Origin of the sequence: Craurococcus roseus (assembly GCF_039523795.1) — a bacterium.
Classification (GTDB): Bacteria; Pseudomonadota; Alphaproteobacteria; order Acetobacterales; family Acetobacteraceae; genus Craurococcus; species Craurococcus roseus.
This window is the reverse complement of sequence record NZ_BAAAFZ010000060.1, coordinates 183,026-205,671: the sequence shown is the minus strand read 5'-3', so window position 1 is coordinate 205,671 and position 22,646 is coordinate 183,026. Positions and strand designations below refer to the sequence as shown.

General features: G+C 72.6%; 18 protein-coding genes. 6 read left to right on the top strand and 12 right to left on the bottom strand.

The genetic code is table 11. From position 1 onward, the window contains the following. Window positions 1–72 precede the first annotated feature (72 nt). Window positions 73–1,335 (top strand): hypothetical protein, encoded by a 1,263-nt coding sequence (locus tag ABD067_RS19010; protein WP_343896949.1) that lies wholly within the window; start codon window positions 73–75, stop codon window positions 1,333–1,335. Window position 1,336: 1 nt separating this feature from the next. Here ABD067_RS19010 and ABD067_RS19005 read toward each other — a convergent pair whose 3' ends face one another. The 7 genes from ABD067_RS19005 to ABD067_RS18975 form a co-directional block, all read right to left on the bottom strand. After that, window positions 1,337–1,753, bottom strand: a complete 417-nt coding sequence (locus tag ABD067_RS19005; RefSeq protein ID WP_343896948.1) for a hypothetical protein — start codon at window positions 1,751–1,753, stop codon at window positions 1,337–1,339. After that, entirely contained in the window at window positions 1,750–3,429 is a 1,680-nt protein-coding gene (locus ABD067_RS19000) for an ABC transporter ATP-binding protein (protein ID WP_343896947.1), read from the bottom strand. The genes ABD067_RS19005 and ABD067_RS19000 overlap by 4 nt, the downstream gene beginning before the upstream one ends. Continuing rightward, the gene (locus tag ABD067_RS18995; protein WP_343896946.1) at window positions 3,426–4,466 is read right to left on the bottom strand and encodes an ABC transporter permease; all 1,041 of its coding nucleotides are present in this window, start codon (window positions 4,464–4,466) and stop codon (window positions 3,426–3,428) included. Before ABD067_RS18995 ends, ABD067_RS19000 begins: the two co-directional genes overlap by 4 nt. A 544-nt stretch (window positions 4,467–5,010) precedes the next feature. After that, window positions 5,011–6,114, bottom strand: coding sequence for a microcin C ABC transporter permease YejB (locus tag ABD067_RS18990; RefSeq protein ID WP_343896945.1), 1,104 nt, complete (start codon window positions 6,112–6,114; stop codon window positions 5,011–5,013). 9 nt (window positions 6,115–6,123) lie between these two features. Further along, window positions 6,124–8,004, bottom strand: a complete 1,881-nt coding sequence (locus ABD067_RS18985; RefSeq protein ID WP_343896944.1) for an extracellular solute-binding protein — start codon at window positions 8,002–8,004, stop codon at window positions 6,124–6,126. 43 nt (window positions 8,005–8,047) lie between these two features. Beyond that, window positions 8,048–8,830, bottom strand: coding sequence for a histidinol-phosphatase (hisN, locus tag ABD067_RS18980; protein ID WP_343896943.1), 783 nt, complete (start codon window positions 8,828–8,830; stop codon window positions 8,048–8,050). 9 nt (window positions 8,831–8,839) lie between these two features. After that, on the bottom strand, window positions 8,840–9,391 hold the full coding sequence (locus tag ABD067_RS18975) for a c-type cytochrome (RefSeq protein WP_343896942.1): 552 nt from the start codon (window positions 9,389–9,391) through the stop codon (window positions 8,840–8,842). A 154-nt stretch (window positions 9,392–9,545) separates the two neighbouring features. Between ABD067_RS18975 and ABD067_RS18970 the strand changes: the two genes are divergently transcribed. The 3 genes from ABD067_RS18970 (at window position 9,546) to ABD067_RS18960 (ending at window position 13,854) form a co-directional block, all read left to right on the top strand. After that, entirely contained in the window at window positions 9,546–10,292 is a 747-nt protein-coding gene (locus tag ABD067_RS18970; RefSeq protein ID WP_343896941.1) for a 3-deoxy-manno-octulosonate cytidylyltransferase, read from the top strand. Then, window positions 10,289–11,152: a prephenate dehydratase gene (locus ABD067_RS18965; protein ID WP_343896940.1), complete on the top strand. Its 864-nt coding sequence runs from the start codon at window positions 10,289–10,291 to the stop codon at window positions 11,150–11,152. The genes ABD067_RS18970 and ABD067_RS18965 overlap by 4 nt, the downstream gene beginning before the upstream one ends. A 110-nt stretch (window positions 11,153–11,262) precedes the next feature. Next, a complete protein-coding gene (locus ABD067_RS18960; protein ID WP_343896939.1) occupies window positions 11,263–13,854 on the top strand; it encodes a sensor domain-containing phosphodiesterase in 2,592 nt (863 codons plus the stop codon). Window positions 13,855–13,863: 9 nt separating this feature from the next. Here ABD067_RS18960 and ABD067_RS18955 read toward each other — a convergent pair whose 3' ends face one another. The 3 genes from ABD067_RS18955 to ABD067_RS18945 form a co-directional block, all read right to left on the bottom strand. Continuing rightward, entirely contained in the window at window positions 13,864–14,214 is a 351-nt protein-coding gene (locus ABD067_RS18955) for a DUF2237 family protein (RefSeq protein ID WP_343896938.1), read from the bottom strand. Window positions 14,215–14,246: 32 nt separating this feature from the next. After that, window positions 14,247–15,842, bottom strand: coding sequence for a phosphoenolpyruvate carboxykinase (locus ABD067_RS18950; protein ID WP_343896937.1), 1,596 nt, complete (start codon window positions 15,840–15,842; stop codon window positions 14,247–14,249). A 159-nt stretch (window positions 15,843–16,001) separates the two neighbouring features. Then, window positions 16,002–16,757 carry a HugZ family pyridoxamine 5'-phosphate oxidase gene (locus tag ABD067_RS18945; RefSeq protein ID WP_343896936.1) on the bottom strand — a complete coding sequence of 252 codons (756 nt, stop codon included), beginning with the start codon at window positions 16,755–16,757 and terminating at the stop codon, window positions 16,002–16,004. 144 nt (window positions 16,758–16,901) lie between these two features. On the opposite strand from ABD067_RS18945, the gene ABD067_RS18940 reads away from it, so the two are divergent. Further along, the gene (locus ABD067_RS18940; RefSeq protein WP_343896935.1) at window positions 16,902–17,603 is read left to right on the top strand and encodes a response regulator transcription factor; all 702 of its coding nucleotides are present in this window, start codon (window positions 16,902–16,904) and stop codon (window positions 17,601–17,603) included. 510 nt (window positions 17,604–18,113) lie between these two features. On the opposite strand, the gene ABD067_RS18935 is transcribed toward ABD067_RS18940, so the two are convergent. Further along, a complete protein-coding gene (locus ABD067_RS18935; RefSeq protein WP_343896934.1) occupies window positions 18,114–18,266 on the bottom strand; it encodes a type II toxin-antitoxin system Phd/YefM family antitoxin in 153 nt (50 codons plus the stop codon). Between the two features lie 68 nt (window positions 18,267–18,334). Here ABD067_RS18935 and ABD067_RS18930 point away from each other — a divergent pair, with 68 nt between their 5' ends. Then, window positions 18,335–20,041, top strand: a complete 1,707-nt coding sequence (locus ABD067_RS18930) for a sensor histidine kinase (protein WP_343896933.1) — start codon at window positions 18,335–18,337, stop codon at window positions 20,039–20,041. A 421-nt stretch (window positions 20,042–20,462) separates the two neighbouring features. Here ABD067_RS18930 and ABD067_RS18925 read toward each other — a convergent pair whose 3' ends face one another. Then, on the bottom strand, window positions 20,463–22,625 hold the full coding sequence (locus tag ABD067_RS18925) for a PAS-domain containing protein (RefSeq protein WP_343896932.1): 2,163 nt from the start codon (window positions 22,623–22,625) through the stop codon (window positions 20,463–20,465). Window positions 22,626–22,646 lie beyond the last annotated feature (21 nt).

Sequence of the window (22,646 nt, the reverse complement as noted above, 5' to 3'; positions counted from 1 at the left end):
GACGGCGCTTGCCATGCCCCGGAAGCGCGCGGGAAGGTGGGCGGCAGGGGACCGGTGGCGCGGTGGGGAGCGATGGCGGGACGACACGGGTTCGGACGCGCGGCGCGCGGGGCGGCGACGCTCGCCTTCCTGGCCGCTGCGCCGTTGGCCGCCTGTTCCCTCAGCGGGACCGTCGGGCGCCACAGCGTGGCCTACAACAGCAGCGTCGAGGCCGCGACGGACACGGTGCTGGTGCTGAACGTGCTGCGGGCCCGCGACCGGGCGCCGCTCCACTTCAGCACGCTCGGCGCCATCCACGGCGCGTTCAGCCTGTTCGCCGGCGCGGGCTTGGACCTGAGCAGCCTGCGGAGCGGCGTGGAGCCGGCGGCCCTGGCCGGCAGCAGCCCGAGCTTCGACGTGGCGCCGCTGGACCGGCAGGACTTCGCCCGCGGCCTCCTGAAGCCGCTCGACCCCGGCCTGTTCCGGCTCCTGTCGGACCGTGGCTTGCCGGACCAGCTCCTCCTGCACCTGCTGGTGTCCCGCTTCGACGAGGGCGCGAGCGGGCGCTCGATCGTCAACGAGCCGCACGAGCGCCGCCCGATGGACGCCGCCGCCCGCGCCAGGTGCGCCGAGGCCGCCGCCGCAGCCCAGCCGCCCTGCGACCGCTTCCAGGCGGTGGTGGACAGCCTCACCAGGCACGGCCGGCTGCTGTTCAACGCCTACACGCGGCTGACCCCGATCGGCCCGCGCCTGACGGCCGCGGAGGCGAAAGCTCCCCACGTACTGGCGGCGGCGCGCGAGCCGAACGTGGCGCTGCGGCCGGACGGGCCGGGGTGGCGGCTGTTCCGCGAGGTCGAGCAGATCGTGATCTGCGTCCCTTCCGCGCCCGGCGCCGTGCCGCGCTACACCGCCTTGGCGCTGGACAACGACGCGCCGCAGGTCTCGGCCCTGCCGCAGGCGGGCGACCCCTGCGCCGCCGACGAAATCGCGGACGCGCCCACCCCCGCCGGCCACGCCAGGACCGGCGGCCTGTCCTGGTACCTGCGCTCGGTGGACGAGATCCTGACCTACCTCGGCGCCGTGCAGCGGCGGGAGGAGGAAGGCGTGCCGTACCGGATCACGGTCGGGCTGGACGCCTCCCGCGCCGCGACGCCGCGCCTGTTCCGGCTGTGGCCGGCGCCGCCCGCCCGGCCGCGCTTCTCCGTCGAGTACCGCGGGGCGCGGTGGTGGGTGGCGGAGCACGACCCGGAGGAGGACATGACGCTCAGCGTGCTGGCGCTCACCACGCAGTTGCTGAACCTGCAGAAGTCGGCGGACGAGATCCCGTCCTCGCGCACCCTGCGGCTGGTGCGCTGAGTCAGCCGTCCGGGATGGCGCGGACCCAAGCGCGCCAGTCGTCCTTGCGGGCCGCCGCGCGCTCCTCGCCGCCGGGAAGCTGGGCGTAAAGGCTCAGCACGCCCCGCGACCACCAGAAGTCGAAGCTCGCCTCGTCGGCCAGCACGAGGGCCGAGGTGCGGTCGAAGACCCCGTCCTTCACCCTCGGCATCCAGCGGGCGAGCCACCACCAGCAGGCCACCGCCAGCACGACGGCGCCGAGGTAGAAGTGCACCAGCAGCGTGGCGGTGAAGGAGGCGGTCAGGATGGCCGCGGCGGGCAGCACGTTCTCCAGGGAGCGGTACACCGGGCTGCCGGGGCTGTTCATCTTGCGGATGTGGACGCCGAGCTTCACCCGCCCGGAGTCGAGCAGCGCCCGCAGCCGTTCCAGCTCGGTCACTGCCGCGCGGCCCCGGCCTCCGCGCGCAAGTCGAATGCGGCGGCCATGAGGGCGCGGGTGTAGGGCTGGCGCGGGGAGGCGGTGAGCGCCTCGGCGTCGCCCTCCTCTACCACGACGCCGTCCTTCAGCACCACGATCCGGTGCGCCATGGCGCGCACCACGCGGAGGTCGTGGCTGATGAACAGGTAGGCCAGACGGTGCTTGGCCTGGAGCGCGCGCAGCAGGTCCACCACCTGCGCCTGCACGGACACGTCGAGGGCGCTGGTCGGCTCGTCCAGCACCACCAGGCGCGGCTTCAGCACCAGGGCGCGGGCGATGGCGATGCGCTGGCGCTGGCCGCCGGAGAACTCGTGCGGGTAGCGCTCGGCCATGGCGGGGTCGAGGCCGACCTCCTCCAGAGCCGACGCCACCGCCGCGTCGCGCTCCTCGGGGGGCAAGCCCGGCTCGTGGACGGCCAGCCCCTCGCCCACGATCTCGCCCGCGGTCATGCGCGGCGAGAGGGAGCCGTAAGGGTCCTGGAACACGATCTGCATCCGCCGCCGCAGCGGGCGCAGGGCGCCGCCGGACAGGCCGGCGATGTCCCGGCCTTCGAAGCGGATCGCGCCCTCGCTCCGCTCCAGGCGGAGCAGGGCGAGGCCGATCGTGGTCTTGCCGCTGCCGCTCTCGCCCACCAAGCCGAGCGTCTCGCCCTCCCGCACCGAGAGCGTCACGCCGTCCACCGCCTTGACGTGGCCGACGACGCGGCGGAGCAAGCCACGCCGGATGGGGAAGTGGACGCGGAGCGCCTCCGCCTCCGCCACCACGGGCGCGTCCGGCGCCACCGGCGCCGGGCGGCCGCGCGGCTCCGTTTCCAGCAGCATCCGCGTGTAGGGGTGGCGCGGGGCGGCGAAGACTTCGGAGACCGCGCCCTGCTCCACCGCTTCGCCGTCCTTCATCACCACGACGCGGTCGGCGTGGCGGCGGACGATCTGCAGGTCGTGGGTGATGAGCAGCATCGCCATGCGCTCGGTGCGGCGCAGCTCCGCCAGCAGCTCCAGCACCTGGGCCTGGATGGTGACGTCGAGCGCCGTGGTCGGCTCGTCGGCGATCAACAGCTTGGGCGAGTTGGCCAGCGCCGCGGCGATCATCACCCGCTGCCGCTGCCCGCCCGAGAGCTGGTGCGGGAAGGCGTTCAGCCGCTCCTCCACGCGCGGCAGGCCCACCTTCCGCAGCAGGTCCAGCACCCGCGCCCGCAGCGCCTGCCCCTCCATGGGTTGGTGCAGGGTGATGGCCTCGCCGACCTGCCGCCCGACCGTGTGGAGCGGGTTGAGCGAGGTCATCGGCTCCTGGAACACCATGCCCGCCGTGCCGCCGCGCAGCCGGCGCAATTCCGGCTCGTCGGCACGGAGCACGTCGCAGCCGTCGAGGACGATGCGCCCTTCGGGGTTGGCGCCGTTCGAGGGCAGGAGGCGCAGGACCGACAGGGCGGTGACGGACTTGCCGCTGCCGCTCTCGCCCACCAGCGCCACCGTCTCGCCCGGGTGCACGGCGAAGGACACGCCACGCACCACGCGACGCGCGCCGAAGGCGACGGACAGGTTCTCGACGTCGAGCAGGGGCGCGGCGTGCGGCGCATCCAGCCGGTGCCCGCCGGCGGCCGGGCCGGGCCGCAAGCCGGCTTCGGAGGGGGGCGTCATGCCTTGGAGCCGCCCGGCAGCTTGCGCGGGTCGAAGGCGTCGCGCACCGCCTCGCCCACGAACACCAGCAAGGTCAGCACGCCCCCCAGCACCACGAAGCCGGTGCCGGCGAGCCAGGGCGCCTGGAGGTTGTTCTTGCCCTGCGCCACCAGCTCCCCCAGCGAGGCGGAGCCCGGCGGCAGGCCGAAGCCGAGGAAGTCGAGCGAGGTCAGCACCACCACGCTGCCCGACAGGATGAAGGGCAGGAAGGTGAGGGTCGCCACCATGGCGTTGGGCAGGATGTGCCGGGACATCAACCGCGCATCGGAGACGCCGAGCGCGCGGGCGGCGCGCACGTAATCGAGGTTTCGCCCGCGCAGGAACTCGGCGCGCACCACGCCGGTGAGGCCCATCCACGAGAACAGCAGCAGGAAGCCGAGCAGTATCCAAAAGGACGGCTGCACCACGCTCGCCAGGATGATGAGCAGGTACAGCTCCGGCAAGCCGCTCCAGATCTCCATGAAGCGTTGGAACAGCAGGTCCGTCAGCCCGCCGTAGAAGCCCTGCACCGCCCCGGCGGCGATGCCGACCACCGAGGCGGCGACGGTCAGGGCGAAGCCGAACAGCACCGAGATGCGGAAGCCGTAGATCACGCGCGCCAGCACGTCGCGCGACTGGTCGTCCGTGCCGAGCCAGTTGCGCGCGGAAGGCGGGGCCGGCGCCGGCCGTTCGAGGTCGCGCACCACCGTGTTGTAGGCGTAGGGGATCAGCGGCCACACCATCCAGCCGCGCCCCTCGATCTCCGCGCGGAAGGCCGTGTCGTGCCAGTCGACCTCGGTGGGCAGGCCGTCGGGGAGGATGTCGCTCTCGGCGTAGTCGGCCAGCACGGGGACGAAGAGGCGCCCGTCCACCCGCGCGACCAGCGGCCGGTCGTTGGCGATGAACTCGGCGAAGAGGCAGAGGACGAACAGCGCGGCGAAGATCCAGAGCGACCACCAGCCGCGCCGGTTGGCGCGGAAGTTGGCGAGGCGGCGGCGGTTGAGGGGCGAGAGGGCCATCAAGCGCGGTCACCTGTCGAGTGCAAAGCGCCGATGCGAGCGTCGATCTCAGACAGTTGGGCCGCCCACCATCTGTGGGACTCGCGCAGGAGCTCTCGGCCATCCCTGTCCTTGAATGCTCCATCAGTGATGACGAAGCGTTCAAGGGAGCGGGTGAAAAGAAGTTTCCCGTCACGCGTCAGAAGTTTGTCGCTGGAACGGAGAAACAATATGCCGTGACGCTCGGCAGGATCGAACCGAAATTCGTACTGCTTAAGAACGAGGTTGCGTTCTGTTTCTATGAAGTCAGCAAAAAGGTTCGGCTTAGCCTCTGTACCCTTTTTAGGGTCCCACCTTTTCCACCACTCGTCCCCACACTTCCTGTGCGACTCTGACCGCTCTCGATCGACTTTTCTAAGCACATGCCCCACTGCTCTAAGCAAGGCAAGCGAACCGGCCCAATGCACTCGCCAGTGGTCCTCGTCTGCGTTGACCGCGAGATCAACGCTTCGCGCTGCGTCCTCGAGTACGGCCCAAGCAGCAAGCGCTTCCTTCCGCTCAACCATCAGCCGCGGCTCTCGAAGTCTATGCGCGGGTCCACCAGCGTGTAGGTGAAGTCGCTCACGATCCGCATCACCAGCCCGAGCAGGGTGAAGACGTAGAGGGTGCCGAACATGATGGGGTAGTCGCGGCGGATCGCCGCCTCGAAGCCGAGCAGGCCGAGCCCGTCGAGCGAGAAGATGATTTCGATCAGCAGGGAGCCGGTGAACAGGATGCTGATGAAGGCCGCCGGGAAGCCGGCGATGATGATGAGCATGGCGTTGCGGAACACGTGGCCGTAGAGCACCCGCCGCTCGTTCGCGCCCTTGGCCCGGGCCGTGACCACGTACTGCTTGTGGATCTCGTCCATGAAGGCGTTCTTGGTGAGCAGCGTCAGCCCGGCGAAGCCGGAGATGACCAGCGCCGCGGTGGGCAGGACCATGTGCCAGGCGTAATCGAGCGCGCGCGCCGCGAACGGGGCGTCCTCCATGCCGGGGCTCAGCAAGCCGCGCAGCGGGAACCACTGGAGGAAGCTGCCGCCCGCGAACAGCACCACCAGCAGGATGGCGAACAGGAAACCGGGGATGGCGTAGCCCACCAGCACGAGGCCGGAGGTCGCCACGTCGAAGCGCGAGCCGTCCCGCACCGCCTTGCGGATGCCCAGGGGGATCGAGACCAGGTAGATGATGAGCGTGGACCAGAGGCCGAGCGAGACGGAGACCGGCAGCTTGCTCAGGATCAGCTCCCCCACCGGCCGGTCCTGGAACAGCGAGCGCCCGAGGTCGAAGCGCAGGTAGCCCGAAAGCGTGGCCAGCAGCCGCTCGTGCCAGGGCTTGTCGAAGCCGAAGGCGCGCTCGATCTCGGCGACCACGGCGGGATCGAGGCCGCGGGCGCCGCGGTAGCGGCTGTTCTCGTCCCCGCCCCCCTCGCGCCGCTGCGGCCCGCCGGTCTCGCCCTGCGACTCGCCGGAGATGCGGCCGATGGCGCTGCCCGCCTCACCGCGCAGCTCGGCGATCATCTGCTCCACCGGGCCGCCGGGGGCGAATTGCACCACGGCGAAGTTGATCAGGATGATGCCGAGCAGGGTCGGCACCACCAGCAGCAGCCGGCGGAGGAGGTAGGCGCCCACCCCGGCCCGCTACCGCGCCGGTGGCGGCGTGGTGGAGCGCGTTTCGCGCTTGGCCTGCTCCACCGCGCCCTCGCGGCCGCGCTCCAGCCACCACGAGTCCAAGGCCAGGCGGTAGCGCGGGTTGCGCTCCGGCCGGCCGAGCTTGTCCCAGTAGGCCACGCGGAAGGTGCGGCTGTGCCAGTGCGGCACCATGTAGTTGTGCCACAGCAGCACGCGGTCCAGCGCCCGGGTTCGGGCCACCAGCTCCTCGCGGTCCGGGGCGCCGATCACCAACTCCACCAACTCGTCGATCACCGGGTCGCAGATGCCGGCGACGTTCTGGCTGCCATTGTCGTTGGCGCGGGCGCAGGTGAAGAAGTCGCGCTGCTCGTTGCCCGGCGAGAGGCTCTGGCCGATGTTGTCCACCGTCATGTCGTAGTCGAAGGCGTCCATCCGCACCTGGTACTGCGCCGGGTCCACGGTGCGGACGCGCGGCTCCATGCCGAGGCGCTGGAGCACTTGCACATAGGGCAGCGCCACGCGCTCGAAGCTCGGGGTGTTCAGCAGGATCTCGAAGGCGAAGGGCTGCCCTTGCGCGTTCACCAGCCGCCGGTCGCGCACCGTCCAGCCGGCCTGCCGCAGCAGGTCCAGCGCACGGCGCAGCGCTTCGCGGTTGTTGCCGGAGCCGTCGGTGACGGGGAGCTTGTACTCTTCCGTGAAGAGTTGGTCGGGCACCCGGCCGCGGAAACGCTCCAGTATTTCCTTCTCGCGCCCCTCCGGCAGACCGCTGGAGGCCAGTTCCGAGTTGGAGAAGTAGGACTTGGTGCGCGCATAGGAGCCGTAGAACAGATTGGCGTTCATCCACTCGAAGTCGAAGACCTCGATGAGTGCGCGGCGCACCCGCGCGTCCTGGAACAGCGGCCGACGCAGGTTCACCGCGAAGGCCTGCATCCCGGTCGGCAGGTCGTGGGGGATCTCGTCGCGCTTCACCAGGCCGCGCTGCACGGCGGGGAAGTCGTAGGCGGTGGCCCACTCCTTGGCGATGTTCTCCGTGCGGAAGTCGATCTGCCCGGCCTTGAACGCCTCAAGCGCCACCGTGCTGTCGCGGAAGTACTCGTAACGCATCGTGTCGAAGTTGTTGGTGCCCTTCGCCGTGGGCAGGTCGCGCGCCCAGTAGTCCTCGACGCGGCGGTACACGACGGACCGCCCGGCCTCGAACCGCTCGATCCGGTACGGCCCGGAGCCGAGCGGCACGTCGAGCGACGGCCGGGCGAAGTCGCGGCCCTCCCACCAGTGGCGCGGCATGACGTTGAGCTGGCCGAGGATCAGCGCCAACTCGCGGTTCCCGTCGTCCTTGAAGCGGAACACCACGCGGCGCGGACCCTCCGCCACCACCTCCGTCACGTCCGCCCAGTAGGCGCGGTAGAAGGGCCGGCCGTGCTGGCGCAGCGTGTTGAAGGTCCAGACCACGTCCTCGGCGGTTATCGGCTTGCCGTCGTGCCAGCGCGCCTGTTCGTGCAGCTCGAAGGCGACGCCCTTGCGGTCCGCCGGCACCTCCACGATGGAGGCGAGGTGGCAGTACTCCGTGCTCGCCTCGTCCGCGCTCTCCTTGAGCAGCGAGTCGTACAGGTTGCCCAAGCCGACGGCCGGCGTGCCGCGCAGGATGTATGCGTTGAAGCTGTCGAAAGAACCCAGTGCGGTGAGCGCCAGCTCGCCGCCCTTGGGCGCGTTCGGGTTCACCCAGGGCCAATGGGTGAAGTCCGCCGGCAAGGCGGGCTCGCCCAGCAGGGACAGGGCATGGGTGCGGATGGCGCCCGCGGCCTGCGCCCGGGCACCGGGGGCGGCCGGCGGCAGGATGGCGCCGGCGCTGAGCGCAAGGCCCGAGGCCAGCAGGTCACGGCGGTTCAACATGCACGCGAGGATGGGGCCGCCACCCGCTCCCGGCAACCGTTCGTCAGCCGCGGAGGAGCGCCACGGCCTCCGGCAGCAAGGCCGGGTCGCCCACGGCCAGCACCCGCCCGTCCCCTTCCAGGGTCAGCGCCTCGCCGTCCCAGCCGGTGACGCGGCCGCCCGCGCCCTCCAGCACCGGCACCAGCGCGGCCCAGTCCCAGGGGTGCATCCCCGCCTCCGCCACCACGTCCACCAGCCCGAGGGCGACCAAACCGTAGGCGTAGCAATCGCCGCCCCAGGTGACGCGGCGGGCGGCGGCGCGCAGCCGCTCGAAGCCGGGGCGGGTGCCGGCGTCGAAGATGTCCGGACTGGAACAGGACAACTCGGCCTCCGCCATCCCGGCACAAGGGCGGCAGCGCGGCGTACCGCCCATCGGCGAGCGGAAGCGCGTCTGCTCCCCCGCCACGCCGGTCCACCGCTCGCCGGTGCCCGGCTGGTCGATGAGGCCCAGCACCGGCCGGCCCCGGTGCAGCAGGCCGATCAGGGTGCCGAAGAGCGGCCGCCCGGTGACGAAGGCGCGGGTGCCGTCGATCGGGTCCAGCACCCAGAGCCATTCGGCGTCGGCCCGCTCGGGGCCGAACTCCTCGCCCAGGATGCCGTGGTCGGGGAAGCGCTCGCGCAGCAAACCGCGCATCGCCTGCTCGGCCGCGCGGTCGGCCTCCGTCACCGGCGACGCGTCGCCCTTGGCCTCCACCAGGAGCGCACTGCGGAACAACGGGCGTATCGCCGCCCCGGCGAGGTCGGCCGCCGCCTCCGCCGCCGCCAGCGCGCCGCCGGGCAGGCCCACGGCCCGCCGCTACTGCGGCTGCGGCAGTTCGGGCGCCTTGGGCGAGATGCTCCTCAGGTAGGCGATGACGTCCGCCCGTTGCTGCGTGCTGCTGATGCCCGCGAAGGCCATGCGGGTGCCGGGCGCGTAGGTGTTCGGCTTGAGCAGCCAAGCGCTCATGTTCTCGTAGCCCCAGGGCTCGTTCTTGCCCTTGAGCGCCGCCGAGTAGCTGAAGCCCTCCACGTGCCCGTGCGGCGCGCCGATGATGCCGTGAAGGTTCGGCCCGACCCCGTTCCGCCCGCCCTCGTTGAAGGAATGGCACGACGCGCACAAGCGCTGCGCCAGGGTCTGGCCGTTCTGCACGTTGGCGCTGGCGAGCAGCGGCGTGATCGGCTCCACCTTCGGCGCCTCCGCGGCGGGCGCCTGCGTCGGCGCGACCGCCGCCACGTCGCCGATCTGGATGGCGCTCTCGTGCGGCCGTTCGACGTGCACGAGCTGCTGCCCCACCAGCCCCGTCACCATGAAGGCGATGCCCGCCACCAGGACGGCGGAGAACGCCTTGTTGACCTCCATGTTGGCCATGCCGAACGCGATCCTCGATCCTGCCTGCGTGCGCGCCGCCGGCCGCGCGTTTGCGCCGGGGTGCCGCCTCCCTTAGAAGCGCGAACCTAATGTCGGTTCCGCATTCCAGCAACCGCCCCTCCCGAGGCGGAGTCCGCGCCGCGGCGGCGTCGCCGTGAATCCGATCGTTCTGATCCCCGCCCGCCTTTCGGCCACGCGCCTGCCCGGCAAGCCGCTGGCCGACATCGCCGGCCGGCCCATGGTGCTGCGCGTGCTCGACCGCGCGCGGGAAGCGGGCGTCGGCCCGGTGGCGGTCGCGGCCGGGGACGCCGCCATCGCGGAAGCCGTGCGCGCGGCGGGCGCCGAGGCCGTGCTGGCCGATCGGGACGTGCCGAGCGGCACCGACCGGGTGAAGCTGGCACTGGACACGCTCGACCCGGACGGGCGGCACGACGTGGTGGTGAACCTGCAAGGCGACTTCCCCACCCTCGACCCGGCTTGCCTGCGCACCGTGCTGCTCCCGCTCGCGTCCGACCCGGCGGTGGACATCGGCAGCCTGGTAACGCCGATCGCCGACGCCGCCGAGGCCGCCGCGTCGCAGGTGGTGAAGTGCGCCTGCCACTTCGCGCCCGGGGCGGAGGTCGCGCCGGCCCTCTACTTCTCCCGCCAGCCGGTGCCGTGGGGCGAAGGGCCGCTCTGGCACCACATCGGCGTCTACGCCTACCGCCGCGCCGCGCTGGAGCGCTTCGTGGCGTTGCCGCCGAGCCCCTTGGAGGTGCGGGAGAAGCTGGAGCAACTGCGCGCGCTGGAAGCGGGGATGCGGATCGCGGTGGCGCGGGTGGAGCACGGCCCCTTCGGCGTGGACACGCCGGCCGACCTGGAACGGGCGCGGGCCATGCTGGCCGGGACGAAGAAGGAATGACGAGCAGCAAGACCATCGCCTTCCAGGGCCTGCCGGGCGCCTATTCCGACCTCGCCTGCCGCGACGCCTACCCCGGCTGGGCCACCCTGCCCTGCCCGAGCTTCGAGGCGGCGATGGACGCCGTGCGCGGCGGACAAGCGGCGTTGGCCATGCTCCCGTGCGAGAACTCCCTCGCCGGCCGCGTGCCCGACATCCACCGCCTGCTGCCGGACAGCGGCCTTTCGGTGGTGGGCGAGCACTTCGAGCGGGTGGAGCACTGCCTGCTGGCGCCCCGCGGCGCGACGCTCTCCACCATCAAGCGCGCGCGCAGCCACCCGGTCGCGCTGGGCCAGGTGCGCGGCATCCTGCGCGAGCTGCGCCTCCAACCGGTGATCGAGGCGGACACCGCCGGCGCCGCGCACCTCGTCGCCGGGCTGGGCGGGGTGGAAGACGCGGCCATCGCCAGCGCACTCGCCGCCGAGATCTACGGGCTGGAGATCCTGCGGCGCAACGTGGAGGACGCCGCGCACAACACCACGCGCTTCTACGTCTGCGCGCCGGAGCCGCGGGTGCCGCCGCCGGACGCGCCGGGCTGCGTGACGACCTTCGTCTTCCGCGTCCGCAACATCCCCGCCGCGCTCTACAAGGCGCTGGGCGGCTTCGCCACTAACGGCGTGAACATGACCAAGCTGGAGAGCTACATGCTCGACGGCGAGTTCACCGCCACCCAGTTCCTGGCCGACGTGGACGGCCACCCGGAGCACCCGCCGGTGGCGCGGGCCCTGGAAGAGCTGGGCTACTTCTCGCGCGAGCTGCGGGTGCTCGGGACCTACCCGGCCCACCCCTACCGGGCCGAGCACCACGGGGCGCCGGGCGGCTGACGCGCCGCCCGGCGTTTACCAGGCGTCAAAGGACGCGCCCGTAGGCTCCACCGGCTCACCGCCGCCGCGACGGCGCGGGGAGCCCGCGCAACGCCGGAGCCCCGCCGCCCATGGATACGCCGCCCCGCCCACCCTGCGCGCGAGAGGCGGCCGCCGCGCGGGACCTGCCCGACATCGCCGATTGCCTCGGCCGCGGCATCGAGGAGGAGGTGAACTGCGAGGAGATCGCGCGGCTGGCCGCCGAACTCCTCGGCGCGCCGATCGCGGTCGTCGCGCTCCGCGCCGAAGCGGCCGGCGCCATGCTGCCCAGGGCGCGGGTCGGCCTCGGCCCGGAAGACGCCGGGCAGGCCGCCCCCTTCCACGCCTGCGCCGCGGCGTCCGACGGCCTGCTCCTCGTGCCGGACGCCGCCGCGGACGAGCGCTTCGCGGCGTGCCCGCTCGTCGCCGGCCCTCCCCGCGTCCGGTTCTGCGCCGCGGTGCCGCTCACCGGCCGCGGCGACAAGGTCGTCGGCGCGCTTTCCGTCTTCGACACCGAGCCGCGCGCGGCGCTGCGGGACGGGCAGGCGGACCGCCTCCGCTTCCTGGCGCGGGCGGCCGTTCTGCACCTGGAACACGCGCGGCTGCACGCGGTCGCGGTGGCCTCCTCGCAAATCGCCGCCTCCACCTCCGACGCCTTCATCTGCGCCGACGCGCGGGGCGCCATCACCTTCTGGAACCGGGCGGCCGAGGCGCTGTTCGGCTACACCCGCGAGGAGGCGGTGGGCAGGCCGCTCGACACCATCATGCCGGAGCGCTTCCGCGCCGCCCACAACGGCGGTTTCGCGCGGCTCGCCGCCGGCGGCGGACCGCGGCTCGTCGGCAAGACGGTGGAGGTGCCGGCCCGCCACAAGTCCGGCCGGGAGATCGAGATCGAGCTGTCCCTTTCCGCCTGGCGCCAGGGCGGGGAGGTGGCGGTGGGCGCCATCATCCGCGACATCACGGAACGCAAGCGCGCCGAGGCGGAACTGCGCCGCACCCGCGCGTTCGCCGACACGGTGGTCGAGAGCGTCCCGGCCATGCTGTTCGTCAAGGACGCGGCGGACCTGCGCCACGTGCTGCTCAATAAGGCCGGGGAGGAGCTGCTCGGCGCTCCGAGGGAGGCGGTTCTCGGCAAGGCCGCGCGGGACCTCTTCCCGCCGGAGCAGGCCCGCCTCTTCGAGGAGGCGGACCGCGACGCGCTGCGGTCCGGTCCGGCCCGCGTCACGGAGGAGACGATCCGGACGCAGGACCGGAGGGACCGGCTGCTGCTCACCACCAGGCTCGCCATCCCCGGCGAGGACGGCCGCCCCGCCTACCTGCTCGGATTCTCGGAGGACATCACCGAGCGGCGCGAGGCGGAAGCGCGCATCGCGCACATGGCGGGCCACGACGCGCTGACCGGCCTCCCGAACCGCACGCTGCTGCGCGACCGGCTCCAGCAGGCGATCGCCGCGGGCGGCGCGGCGGCCGTGCTCTGCCTTGACCTCGACCGCTTCAAGGAGGTGAACGACACCCTGGGCCACCCGGTCGGCGACGCGCTGCTGCGAGCGGCGACGGAACGGCTGCGCGGCTGCGCCCGCGGCAGGGACGTCGTCGCCCGCCTCGGCGGGGACGAGTTCGCGGTGGTGCTCCCGGCGCCGGCGGGCACCCCGGAAGGCGCCGCCGGTTTCGCCGGCCGCGTGGTGGAGGCGCTAGCCGAACCCTTCCTGATCGAGGGGCACCAGCTCCTGGCAGGAGCCAGCATCGGCATCGCCGTGGCGCCCGCCGACGGCGCGGACGCGGACACGCTGCTCCGCCGCGCCGACATGGCGCTCCACCGCGCCAAGGCCGAAGGGCGCGCGACGTGCCGCTTCTTCGAGCCGGCGCTCGACGCGCAGCTCCAGGAGCGGCGCGCGCTGGAAGCCGACCTGCGGCGCGCGGTGCGGGAGGGGCGGTTCGAGCTGCACTACCAGCCGCTGGTCCGGACGGCCATGGGCCGCGTCAGCGGCGTGGAGGCGCTGCTGCGCTGGCGCCGGGCGGACGGCGGCCTTGTCCCGCCGGCGGACTTCGTCCCGCTCGCGGAGGAGACGGGGCTGATCGTCCCCATCGGCCACTGGGTGCTCCACGAGGCTTGCGCGGAGGTGGCGCGATGGCCGTCGGAGGTGCTCGGTGTCGCCGTCAACCTGTCGCCCGCGCAGTTCCGCCGCGGCGACTTGGTGGGCAGCGTGCGATCGGCACTCGCGGCGTCGGGCCTCGCCCCCGAGCGGCTCGAACTCGAGATCACCGAATCCGTCCTCCTCGAGGACGACCGGGCCACGCTGGGCACCCTGAGGGAGCTGCGCGCGCTCGGCGTCCGCATCGCCATGGACGATTTCGGGACAGGATACTCCAGCCTCGGCTACTTGCAGCGCTTCCCCTTCGACAAGATCAAGATCGACCGGTCCTTCGTCCGGGGGATGGCGCACGACGCCAACTGCATGGCCATCGTGCGCGCGGTGGTCAGCCTCGGCGCGACGCTCGGCGTCACCATCACCGCGGAGGGCGTGGAAACGCCGGAGCAGCTCGCGCTGCTGCGGGACATCGGGTGCGACGAGGCGCAAGGCTTCCTGCTCGGCCGCCCAAAACCGGGGTCCGAGGTGGTGGAGCAGCACCTGCCGCGGGCGGGCGGACCTTGCGCCCGGGAGGCGGCCGAAATCCCGGCCTGAAAGGCGCCGCTACGGCGGGTCCACCGCGTGGGCGCGGAGGTCTGCCAAGCCGCACACCTCCAACGCGGCCACGTGCGTCGCTTCCAGCAGCACCGGCGGCGCCGCGCCGGCGCGGCGCGCCTCTTCCCACCGGGCGGCGCACACGCACCAGCGGTCGCCGGGCTTGAGGCCGGCGAAGCCGATCTCGGCGATCGGCGTCATCAGGTCGTTGCCCTGGGACTGGCTGAAGGCCAGGAAGTCCGCCGTGATCTCCACGCAGACCACGTGCAGCCCGCGGTCCTCCGGACCGGTGTTGCAGCACCCGTCGCGGAAGAAGCCGGTGAGCGGCGCGACCGAGCAGGGCAGGAGCGGCCCGCCCATGACGTTCCGGCCCTCGGACCTTTCCCGCGAGATCACGCGGCCGCCCGTATGGCCGCGGCCTTCACGTCCTCGCCCACGGCGCCGGCGAAGGACTCGAAGTTGGCCTCGAACCGCGCCACCAGGTCGCGGGCGGTGCGGTCGTAGGCGGCCTTGTCGGCCCAGGTCTCGCGCGGGTTCAGCACCTCCGCGGGCACGCCCGGCAGGGCCTTCGGGATCATCAGGCCGAAGAACGGGTCCTTGACGAACTCCGCCTTGGCCAGCGTGCCGTCCAGCGCCGCGCGGAGCAGGGCGCGGGTGTGCTGGATGGACATGCGCTTGCCCGTGCCGAAGGCGCCGCCGGTCCAGCCGGTGTTCACCAACCAGCAGTCGGCGCCGTGCTTGGAGATCCGCTCCTCCAGCATGCGCCCGTAGACCTCGGGGTGGCGCGGCAGGAAGGGGGCGCCGAAGCAGGTGGAGAAGGTGGCCTGCGGCTCCTTGCCGAGCCCCTTCTCCGTGCCGGCGACGCGCGCCGTGTAGCCGGACAGGAAGTGGTACATCGCCTGCGCCGGCGAGAGCTTGGCGATGGGCGGCAGCACGCCGAAGGCGTCGGCGGTGAGCATCACCACGTTTTTCGGCACCGGGCCCTGGCCGTCCGGCACGGTGTTCGGGATGAACTCCAGCGGGTAGCAGGAGCGGGTGTTCTCCGTGAAATTGGCGTCGTGCAGGTCCAGCCGGCCGTGCTCGTCCGCCACCACGTTCTCCAGCACCGCGCCGAAGCGGTGCGACGCCTCCCAGATCTGCGGCTCGGCCTCGCGGCTCAGGCGGATGACCTTGGCGTAGCAGCCGCCCTCGAAGTTGAAGACGCCCCCATCCGACCAGCCGTGCTCGTCGTCGCCGATCAGGCGGCGCTCGGGGTCGGAGGAGAGGGTGGTCTTGCCCGTGCCCGACAGGCCGAAGAACAGGGCGGTGTCGCCGTTCTTGCCGAGGTTGGCGGAGCAGTGCATCGGCAGCACGCCGCGCTCCGGCAGCAGCCAGTTCATCACGGTGAAGATGCTCTTCTTGATCTCGCCGGCGTAGGAGGTGCCGCAGATCAGGATGGTCCTGGCCGCGAAGGAGAGGGAGATGCAGGTGCCGGTGCGGCAGCCGTCGCGGGCCGGGTCGGCCTCGAACTCCGGCGCGTGCAGGATGGTGAAGTCCGGCTTGAAGCCGGCCAACTCGCCCTCGGGCGGGCGGATGAACATGTTGCGCGCGAACAGCGCGTGCCAAGCATTCGTCGTCACCAGCCGCACGCGGATGCGGTGCGCCGGGTCGGCGCCGGCGTAAAGGTCCTGGGTGAACAGCACCGGCCGCTCGCCGAGCCAGCCGACAACGCGCTCCCGCAGGCCCCGGAACCTCTCCGGCGCCATCGGCTGGTTGACCTTGCCCCACCACACCTTGTCGTGGACCTCCGGGTCGTCCACCACGAACTTGTCCTGCACGGAGCGCCCGGTGTGGACGCCGGTGATGGCCATGAAGGCGCCGTCGGCGGAGAGACGCCCCTCGCCACGGCGCAGCGCCTGCTCGTACAGGCCGGGGGCCGCGAGGTTGGGGTGGACGGCGTGCTTGGCGGGCACGCCGGTGCCCGCGAGGGCGGTCTCAGCCGCGGTCATTCTTTGAAGTCCTCCAAACGACAGGTGCCAACCGTGGGCCCCCGTGGGGGCACGGCGTCGGCGCGGAAGCGCGTTTCATCATGGCGCAGATTGGCGTAATTGCGGCGATCGGGCGTCTGGAATAATCCCCAGGCACGCTTCTTTGACCGTCTGCCGTAACTACCCGGTTCGCGCCGCATTCCTGCCATCGCGGGCGGCGCGCACGAGTTCCGCCCGCACGTCCTCCGCGGACGAGGCGAAGCGGGAGAATTGCAGGCGGCACACCCGCTCGCCGGCCGAGAGGTCGGCGCCGTCCACGTCCACCGCGGCGATGCGCCAGGGTTCGGCCGCGGCCGGCGCTTGCCCCAGCAAGCTCTCGGCGATGGCCGCGACGGCGTCGGCGTGGTCCGCGTTCACATGTTCGACAATGCCGGACTCGGCCGCCGCCAACGCCGCGACCGACCCGGGATCGGGCAGGAGGTCCGCCAAACGCAGCCGCACTGCGCGGGCGAAGCCGCCCACCAGCAGGGCGCCGCCCGGCGCCACCCGCCACAAGGCGAAATCGGCGAAGTCGGCGTACAGGGCCGCGTAGGGGTGGCGCGCCAGCCAGCGCGCCTTGAGCGCCGCCGCCTCCGCGCCCCCGACCGGCTCCGCCCGTCCCGTGAGGGTCACGCGCGGCGTGGTCTGCGGGTTCGGCCCGTCCGGCGCGCCGGTGAAAAGCAGGGCGCAGCGGGGCTCGGCCTTGAGTTGGCGGGTGTGCTCCGACAGGGTGGACAGCCACAGCAAGGGGGACAGGTCGGGCGCCACCGCCGGCGTCACCAAGCTGGCGAAGGGCTGGCCGTCGGCCTGCGTGGCCAGGACGGCGCTGCCGGCCGCCCGGATCAGCCACCGCGCTTCTTGCGCCGGGCTCGGATCGCCCTCGGCTCCCGTCGTCATCGCGCTTTGCCCTCCCCACGTCCGGGTTGTGCCACATTTCAGCGGCAAACCGAGGCACTACATGGTGTCCATCGAGTCCGAACCCGATCCGCCGAGCGGTGAACCCGCCCGACCGGCTCAGGTTCGCGCGCAGAGAGCCAGAACATGACACAAACGATCGCCCTGGTGGACGACGACCGTAACATCCTGACCTCGGTCTCCATGACCTTGGAGCAGGAGGGCTTCCAGGTGCGCACCTACACCGACGGCGAGAGTGCCTTGCAGGGTTTGCTGTCGCGGCCGGCGGACCTCGCCGTGCTCGACATCAAGATGCCGCGCATGGACGGGATGGAGCTGCTGCAACGCCTGCGCCAGCGCACCTCCATGCCCGTGGTGTTCCTCACCTCCAAGGACGAAGAGGTGGACGAGCTGATGGGCCTCCGCCTCGGCGCCGACGACTACATCACCAAGCCGTTCAGCCAGCGCCTCCTGCTGGAGCGCATCCGCGCCCTGCTGCGCCGCAACGAGGCCGGACGGGCGGAGGGCAGCGGCGCGCCGCCCGGGGGCGTCATCGTCCGCGGCGACCTGGTGCTCGACGAGACCAAGCACACCTGCACCTGGAAGGGGCACGACATCCAGCTCACGGTGACGGAGTTCCTATTGGTCAAGGCGCTGGCGCTGCGGCCGGGCATGGTGAAGAACCGCGACCAGCTCATCGACGGCGCCTACGGCGAGAACATCTACGTGGACGACCGCACCATCGACAGCCACGTGAAGCGGGTCCGGCGCAAATTCCGGCAAGCGGACCCGGATTTCGCGCAGATCGAGACGCTCTACGGCATCGGGTACCGGTACAAGGAGGACTGACAGGCCGCCTTCGGTTCTTCGGACGCCGGCCTTTTCGGTATGGACGTGCCCTTGCCCTCTGTCGCCGAGCGCCGAAAAGCAGTGCGGCCGGAGGCTCCGGCGGCTGATTGGAGCGCTCGGCCTCAAGCAGACCGAGGCCGAGGTCGAGATGGGCGTGACCGAGCAGCGGCTTGGTTAACTGGCTCGCGGTGGCAACTGCCCTGATGCGTATGCCACCTACCGCTTTGCGAGCCCCCGCCCTCAATCTGGACCGCGTGTTCCTCGGAGATCGGTCAGGCCTGCCGGCGAAGGTGACCGGGATCGCTCGATCGGGCCGTGTGAACATGAACGACACTGTCGAAAGTGACCGGCAGCCGGAGCCTTGTCGGCCACGGGAACGCTCGCGCGGCACCTCGGCGTAGGATTCGTGGCGGTCGCGCGGCCGGTCGCGGCCGGCTCGGCCGGAGGTTTCAGCGAACGCGACCGGGCGATGCTCCCCGCGGGCGCTCGTTCCTGCTCCGGCGCCATGTGCTAGGCGTCCGGGGTGGATTCTGGCACGAGGCGCGCGACCGACAGGCCGCGATGCGCTATGACGAAGGGCTTCCCTTCCGACACTCCGCGGAGCAAGCGGGAGGAGTGCTGGTTGACGGCGCGGGCGGTGACAGTCTCAATGATGGCGATCATTCCTGCTGCTCATCGCAGGGCTGCGGCTGGCCGTTCTCCGGGCCCGGACTTTCCGTGCGGAGGCGGCGATGCCTGACGTCGGCGCGCCGGCGGACACCCAGGCCGCGCCGGCGCCGGTTTCCGCCCCGCCGCCGGCTGCCCGGCCGCGCCGCCGGCTCTGGGGCTCGCCGCTGCTGCGGCGCATCCTGCTGCTGAACATCCTGCCGCCGGCGCTGCTGGCGGCGGCCATGCTGTACCTCGACCAGTACCAGAACGGGTTGCTCGCGGCCGAGGTGGAGGCGCTGCGGACCCAGGCGCGCATCTATGCCGGCGGCATCGCCGAAGCCGCGACCAGGCTGGAGGACGACCGCGCCGTGCTGGTGCCGGAACTGGCAAAGCCGCTGCTGCGGCGCTTGACCGACCCCTCGCCCAACACGCAGGCGCGGCTGTTCGACAACACCGGCCTCGTGGTCGCGGACAGCCGCGTGCGCGAAGGCACGGGCGGCGCGGTGGTGACGGAACCGCTGCCGCCGCACCCGCCGCGCGACGCCTTTTCCGCCACCGTCGGCACCCTTTACGACCGCTTGGTGGCGCTGGTGCCGCGCGGCTCCGGCGGCGGCGGGGAGGGGCTGGTGGTGGACGTGCAGCCCGACGCGCCCTCCTTCGACTGGCAGCCGGACCTCGGCCCCGACCGGCGGGAGGAGCTGCGCCTGGCGCTGGAGGGCGGCGTGACGCCCTACATCCGGCGCACCGCGGACGGGCGGCTGCTGGTCTCGGTGGCGGAGCCGGCGCGGCGCGGCAACCAGCCGGTCGGCATCGTGCTGCTGACGCGCGAGGCCCGGGAGGTGGACCAGCGCCTGTTCGAGATCCGCGCCAGCGTGCTGGGCATCTTCGCGGTGGCGCTCGCGCTCACCGTGGCGCTCTCCTTCTATCTCGCGCAGACGCTGGCCAACCCGATCATGCAGCTCGCGGGCAGCGCCGCCGCGATGCGCCAGGGCGAGGGCCGGACGGGCAGCGTTCCGCTCTCGCTGCTGTCGCGCGAGGACGAGATCGGCATCCTGGCGCGCGACCTGCAACGGGCGGCGCGCGACCTCTGGGCGCGCATCGACACCAACGAGCGCTTCGCGGCGGACGTGGCGCACGAGCTGCGCAACCCGCTGACCAGCGTGCGGAGCGCCATCGAGACCCTGCGCCGGATCGAGAATCCGGAACAGCGGACGCGCCTGCTGGCGATCATCGCCGACGACGCGGTGCGGATGGACCGCCTGATCGCCGACATCAGCGACTCCTCGCGCGTGGACGCGGAGCTGTCGCGCACGGTGGCGGTGCCGGTGGACATCGCGCCCATCCTCTCGACGCTCGCCGAGCTGCACGCCGCGACGCGCAAGGAGGGCGAGCCCGCCGTGGCGCTGGAGGCGCCGGCGTCGGGCCTCGTGGTGCGCGGGGTGGAGGGGCGGCTGGTGCAGGTGTTCCGCAACCTGCTCGGCAACGCGCTGTCGTTCAGCCCGCGGGCCGGCAAGGTGAACGTGCGGGCGCGGCCGGCCGGCGCCTGGGTGGAGGTGGTGGTGGAGGACGAGGGGCCGGGCATCCCGGACGCCAAGCTGGAAGGCATCTTCGAGCGCTTCTACTCCGAGCGGCCGCAAGGCGAGGGCTTCGGCAAGCATTCGGGCCTCGGCCTTTCGATCAGCAAGCAGATCGTGGAAGGGCTGCGCGGGCGGATCGCCGCGGAGAACCGGCGGGACGCGGAAGGCAAGGTGGTTGGGGCGCGCTTCATCGTGCGCCTGCCGGCGGGGTGAGGCGGCGCGGCGGGGGCGGCGCGGTCGCCGCTTTCGGACGAATGAGCGGGGTCCGGGTCGCCGGGCGGAGCCTCGCCACCTTTCCCCCTCGCCGTCTTGCCCGGCCCATTTTGCGGCATTCGGACAAATGGGAAGGCCGAAGAAGCGCGCGCCTTGCGCGTTCCGCGGGACGCGAGCGCGGGGCCGCGGCCAGCGGCGTACCGGACAACACCGGCGAAAGGGTACGGTCCTCCGCGGCTTTGGCCGGGAACTGCTGCTGGCGGCGGTGGATGCACAGGTCGCCCTTCGGATCAGCGAGCCAGTTTGTGAACAAAACATGAACGTCTCTAATAAGCAAGCTTCCCGCGCGCAGCGCTGAAGCCTGATGGTTTCCGCGTTCCTCGTTGCCGCCCCGGCTCGCGTTCCAGCCGCGGTTCGGATGTCACCGTCCCGGAGCGGCGGCCACGGGCGCGGCCGGGGAGCGCATGCCGCCGACCGGGCCGAACTCCGGTTCGAGGCCGGTCATGATCGGCCGCTGGAGCGCCTGGCCCGCCAGGGCGCGCGAGAGCGGCAGCTCGATGGTGCAGACGAGGCCGCCCGGCCGCCAGTCGCGCGCCAGCTTGCCGCCGAGCTGGTCCTTCAGCGTGGCTTCCAGCAAGCGGGAGCCGAAGCCGCGCCGGACGGGCGGCGCCCCGGTCAACGGCGGGCCGCCCGACTCCGCCCAGAGCAGGCGAAGCAGCCCGGCCCCGTCGTCCACCTCCCAGAACACCGAAACCCGGCCCTCCGGCATCGACAGGGCGCCGTGCTTGGTGGCGTTGGTGGCCAGTTCGTGCAGCGCCATGGAGATCGCCTGCGCCGCGCCGGGGACCAGGGTGACGTCGGGGCCGTCCAGCGCGGCGCGCGGCTGCGGCCGCTTGTCCGCCGGCGCCGAACCCAGGAACGGCGCCAGTTCGCCCCAGGCGAGGTCGCGCAGATCGGCGCCCGACCACTGCCCCTTGGCGAGCAGGGTGTGGGCCCGGGCCAGCGCGCCCACCCGGCCGCCCACCGCCCGGGCGTAGCTTTCGGCGTCGTCCTTGGGCGTCAGGCGCAGCGCGGCCTGCACCACGGCGAGGGCGTTCTTGGCGCGGTGGTCCAGTTCCCGCATCAGCAGGGCCTGCCGCTCCTCAGCCGCCCGCTGTTCGGTGACGTCGGCGTAGGTGGTGACCCAGCCGCCGCCCGGCATCGGCCGGTAGTTGACGGCGAGCGCCGCGCCGCCCGCCCCTTCGCGGACCACGGACAGGGGCTTCGAGCCTTCGTTGAGGGAACGCTGGTCCTCCTTGATCTGCGCGAGGAGGTCCAACGGGTAACGGGCCGCCTCCACGGCGATCCGGGACGCGTCCCGCACCGGCACACCGGCCATGATCTCCGCGGGGGGCAGGCCGAACATGTCGCAGAAACGCTGGTTGCAGACCAGGATGCGGCCCTCCGCGTCCACCATGCAGAGCCCCTGCGCCATGTTGCCGATCGCGGCGGAGAAGCGCCGGTTGCTTTCGGAGAGCGCGGCCTCGTGCGCCTTGCGGCCGGTGATGTCGGACAGTATCGCGACGGCGCCCCCGCCCCGCGCCGGGCTCCGGGACACGCGGAGCCAGCGCCCGCCGGCCAGCTTCACCTCCGCCGCGGCCGGCGGGGCGTGCCACAGCGCCGCCGCCATCGCCGGGTCCGGCACATGCAGGGCCGCGGCGGCGCGGTCCCAGTTCTCGCCGGGCGCCAGCACGATGTCCGGCAGCATCTGGGACGCTCGATGGTTGACCGCGGTGATCCGGCCGGCGGCGTCGGTCAGAACGATGCCGTCCATGGAGACCTCCAAGGCCTCGGCCAGTTGCGCCCGCGTGTCGAGCCCCTCGGCCTTCTCGCGCGAGATCCTGACCCTCAAAGAGTCGCGCATGCGCTCCATGGCTTCCAAAAGCGTGCCGAGTTCGCCGCTGCCGCCCCCGGGTATCGGGGTCTCGAGCCGGCCCGACGCGATGCCGGACGCCGCCCGGGACGCCGCCGCGATCGGGCCCGCCACGCGCCGCGCGAGCCACGCGGCGACTCCGCAACCGAACAGGAGCGCGGCCGCCGTCCCGGCCAGGATGCGGCGGGTGGCCGCGGTCGCCGCGGCGCGCGCCTCGTCCCTCCGCCGGAGGGCGTCGCCGGCGACCGCGTCGACAAGCGCCTCGGACCGTTCCCTGGCCGCCGCCGCGAGCGGGCCGAGCCGGGCCCAATCCGGCGAAGGCTGGCGATGGGTGTGGCGCGCGGCGTCGATCCAGGCCGTCGCCGCGGCGTCGGCGCCGGCGGCGGCCCGCCGCACCGCTTCGGAGTCGGCGCGGTCGGCCACGGTCCGCAGGTCCTCGGCGACGCGCTTGCCCAGGCCCGCGAAGCGGTCCTCCTCCGACTGCCGCGCCGCAGGGGTGGACGCCAAGCGCCGCCGCAGGAGGGCCGCCTCCATTGCCCCCAGGCCGGCATCGGCGGAGCGGGCGAGAGAGGCGGCGGACAGCGCATGGTCGAGGTCGGCGGCGCCGATGCCGCCTGGGCGGCCGATGCCCTGCACCGCGGAGACGCCGAGCCCGGCCGTGGCGACCGCCATGGCCATGAAGCCGGAGAAGAT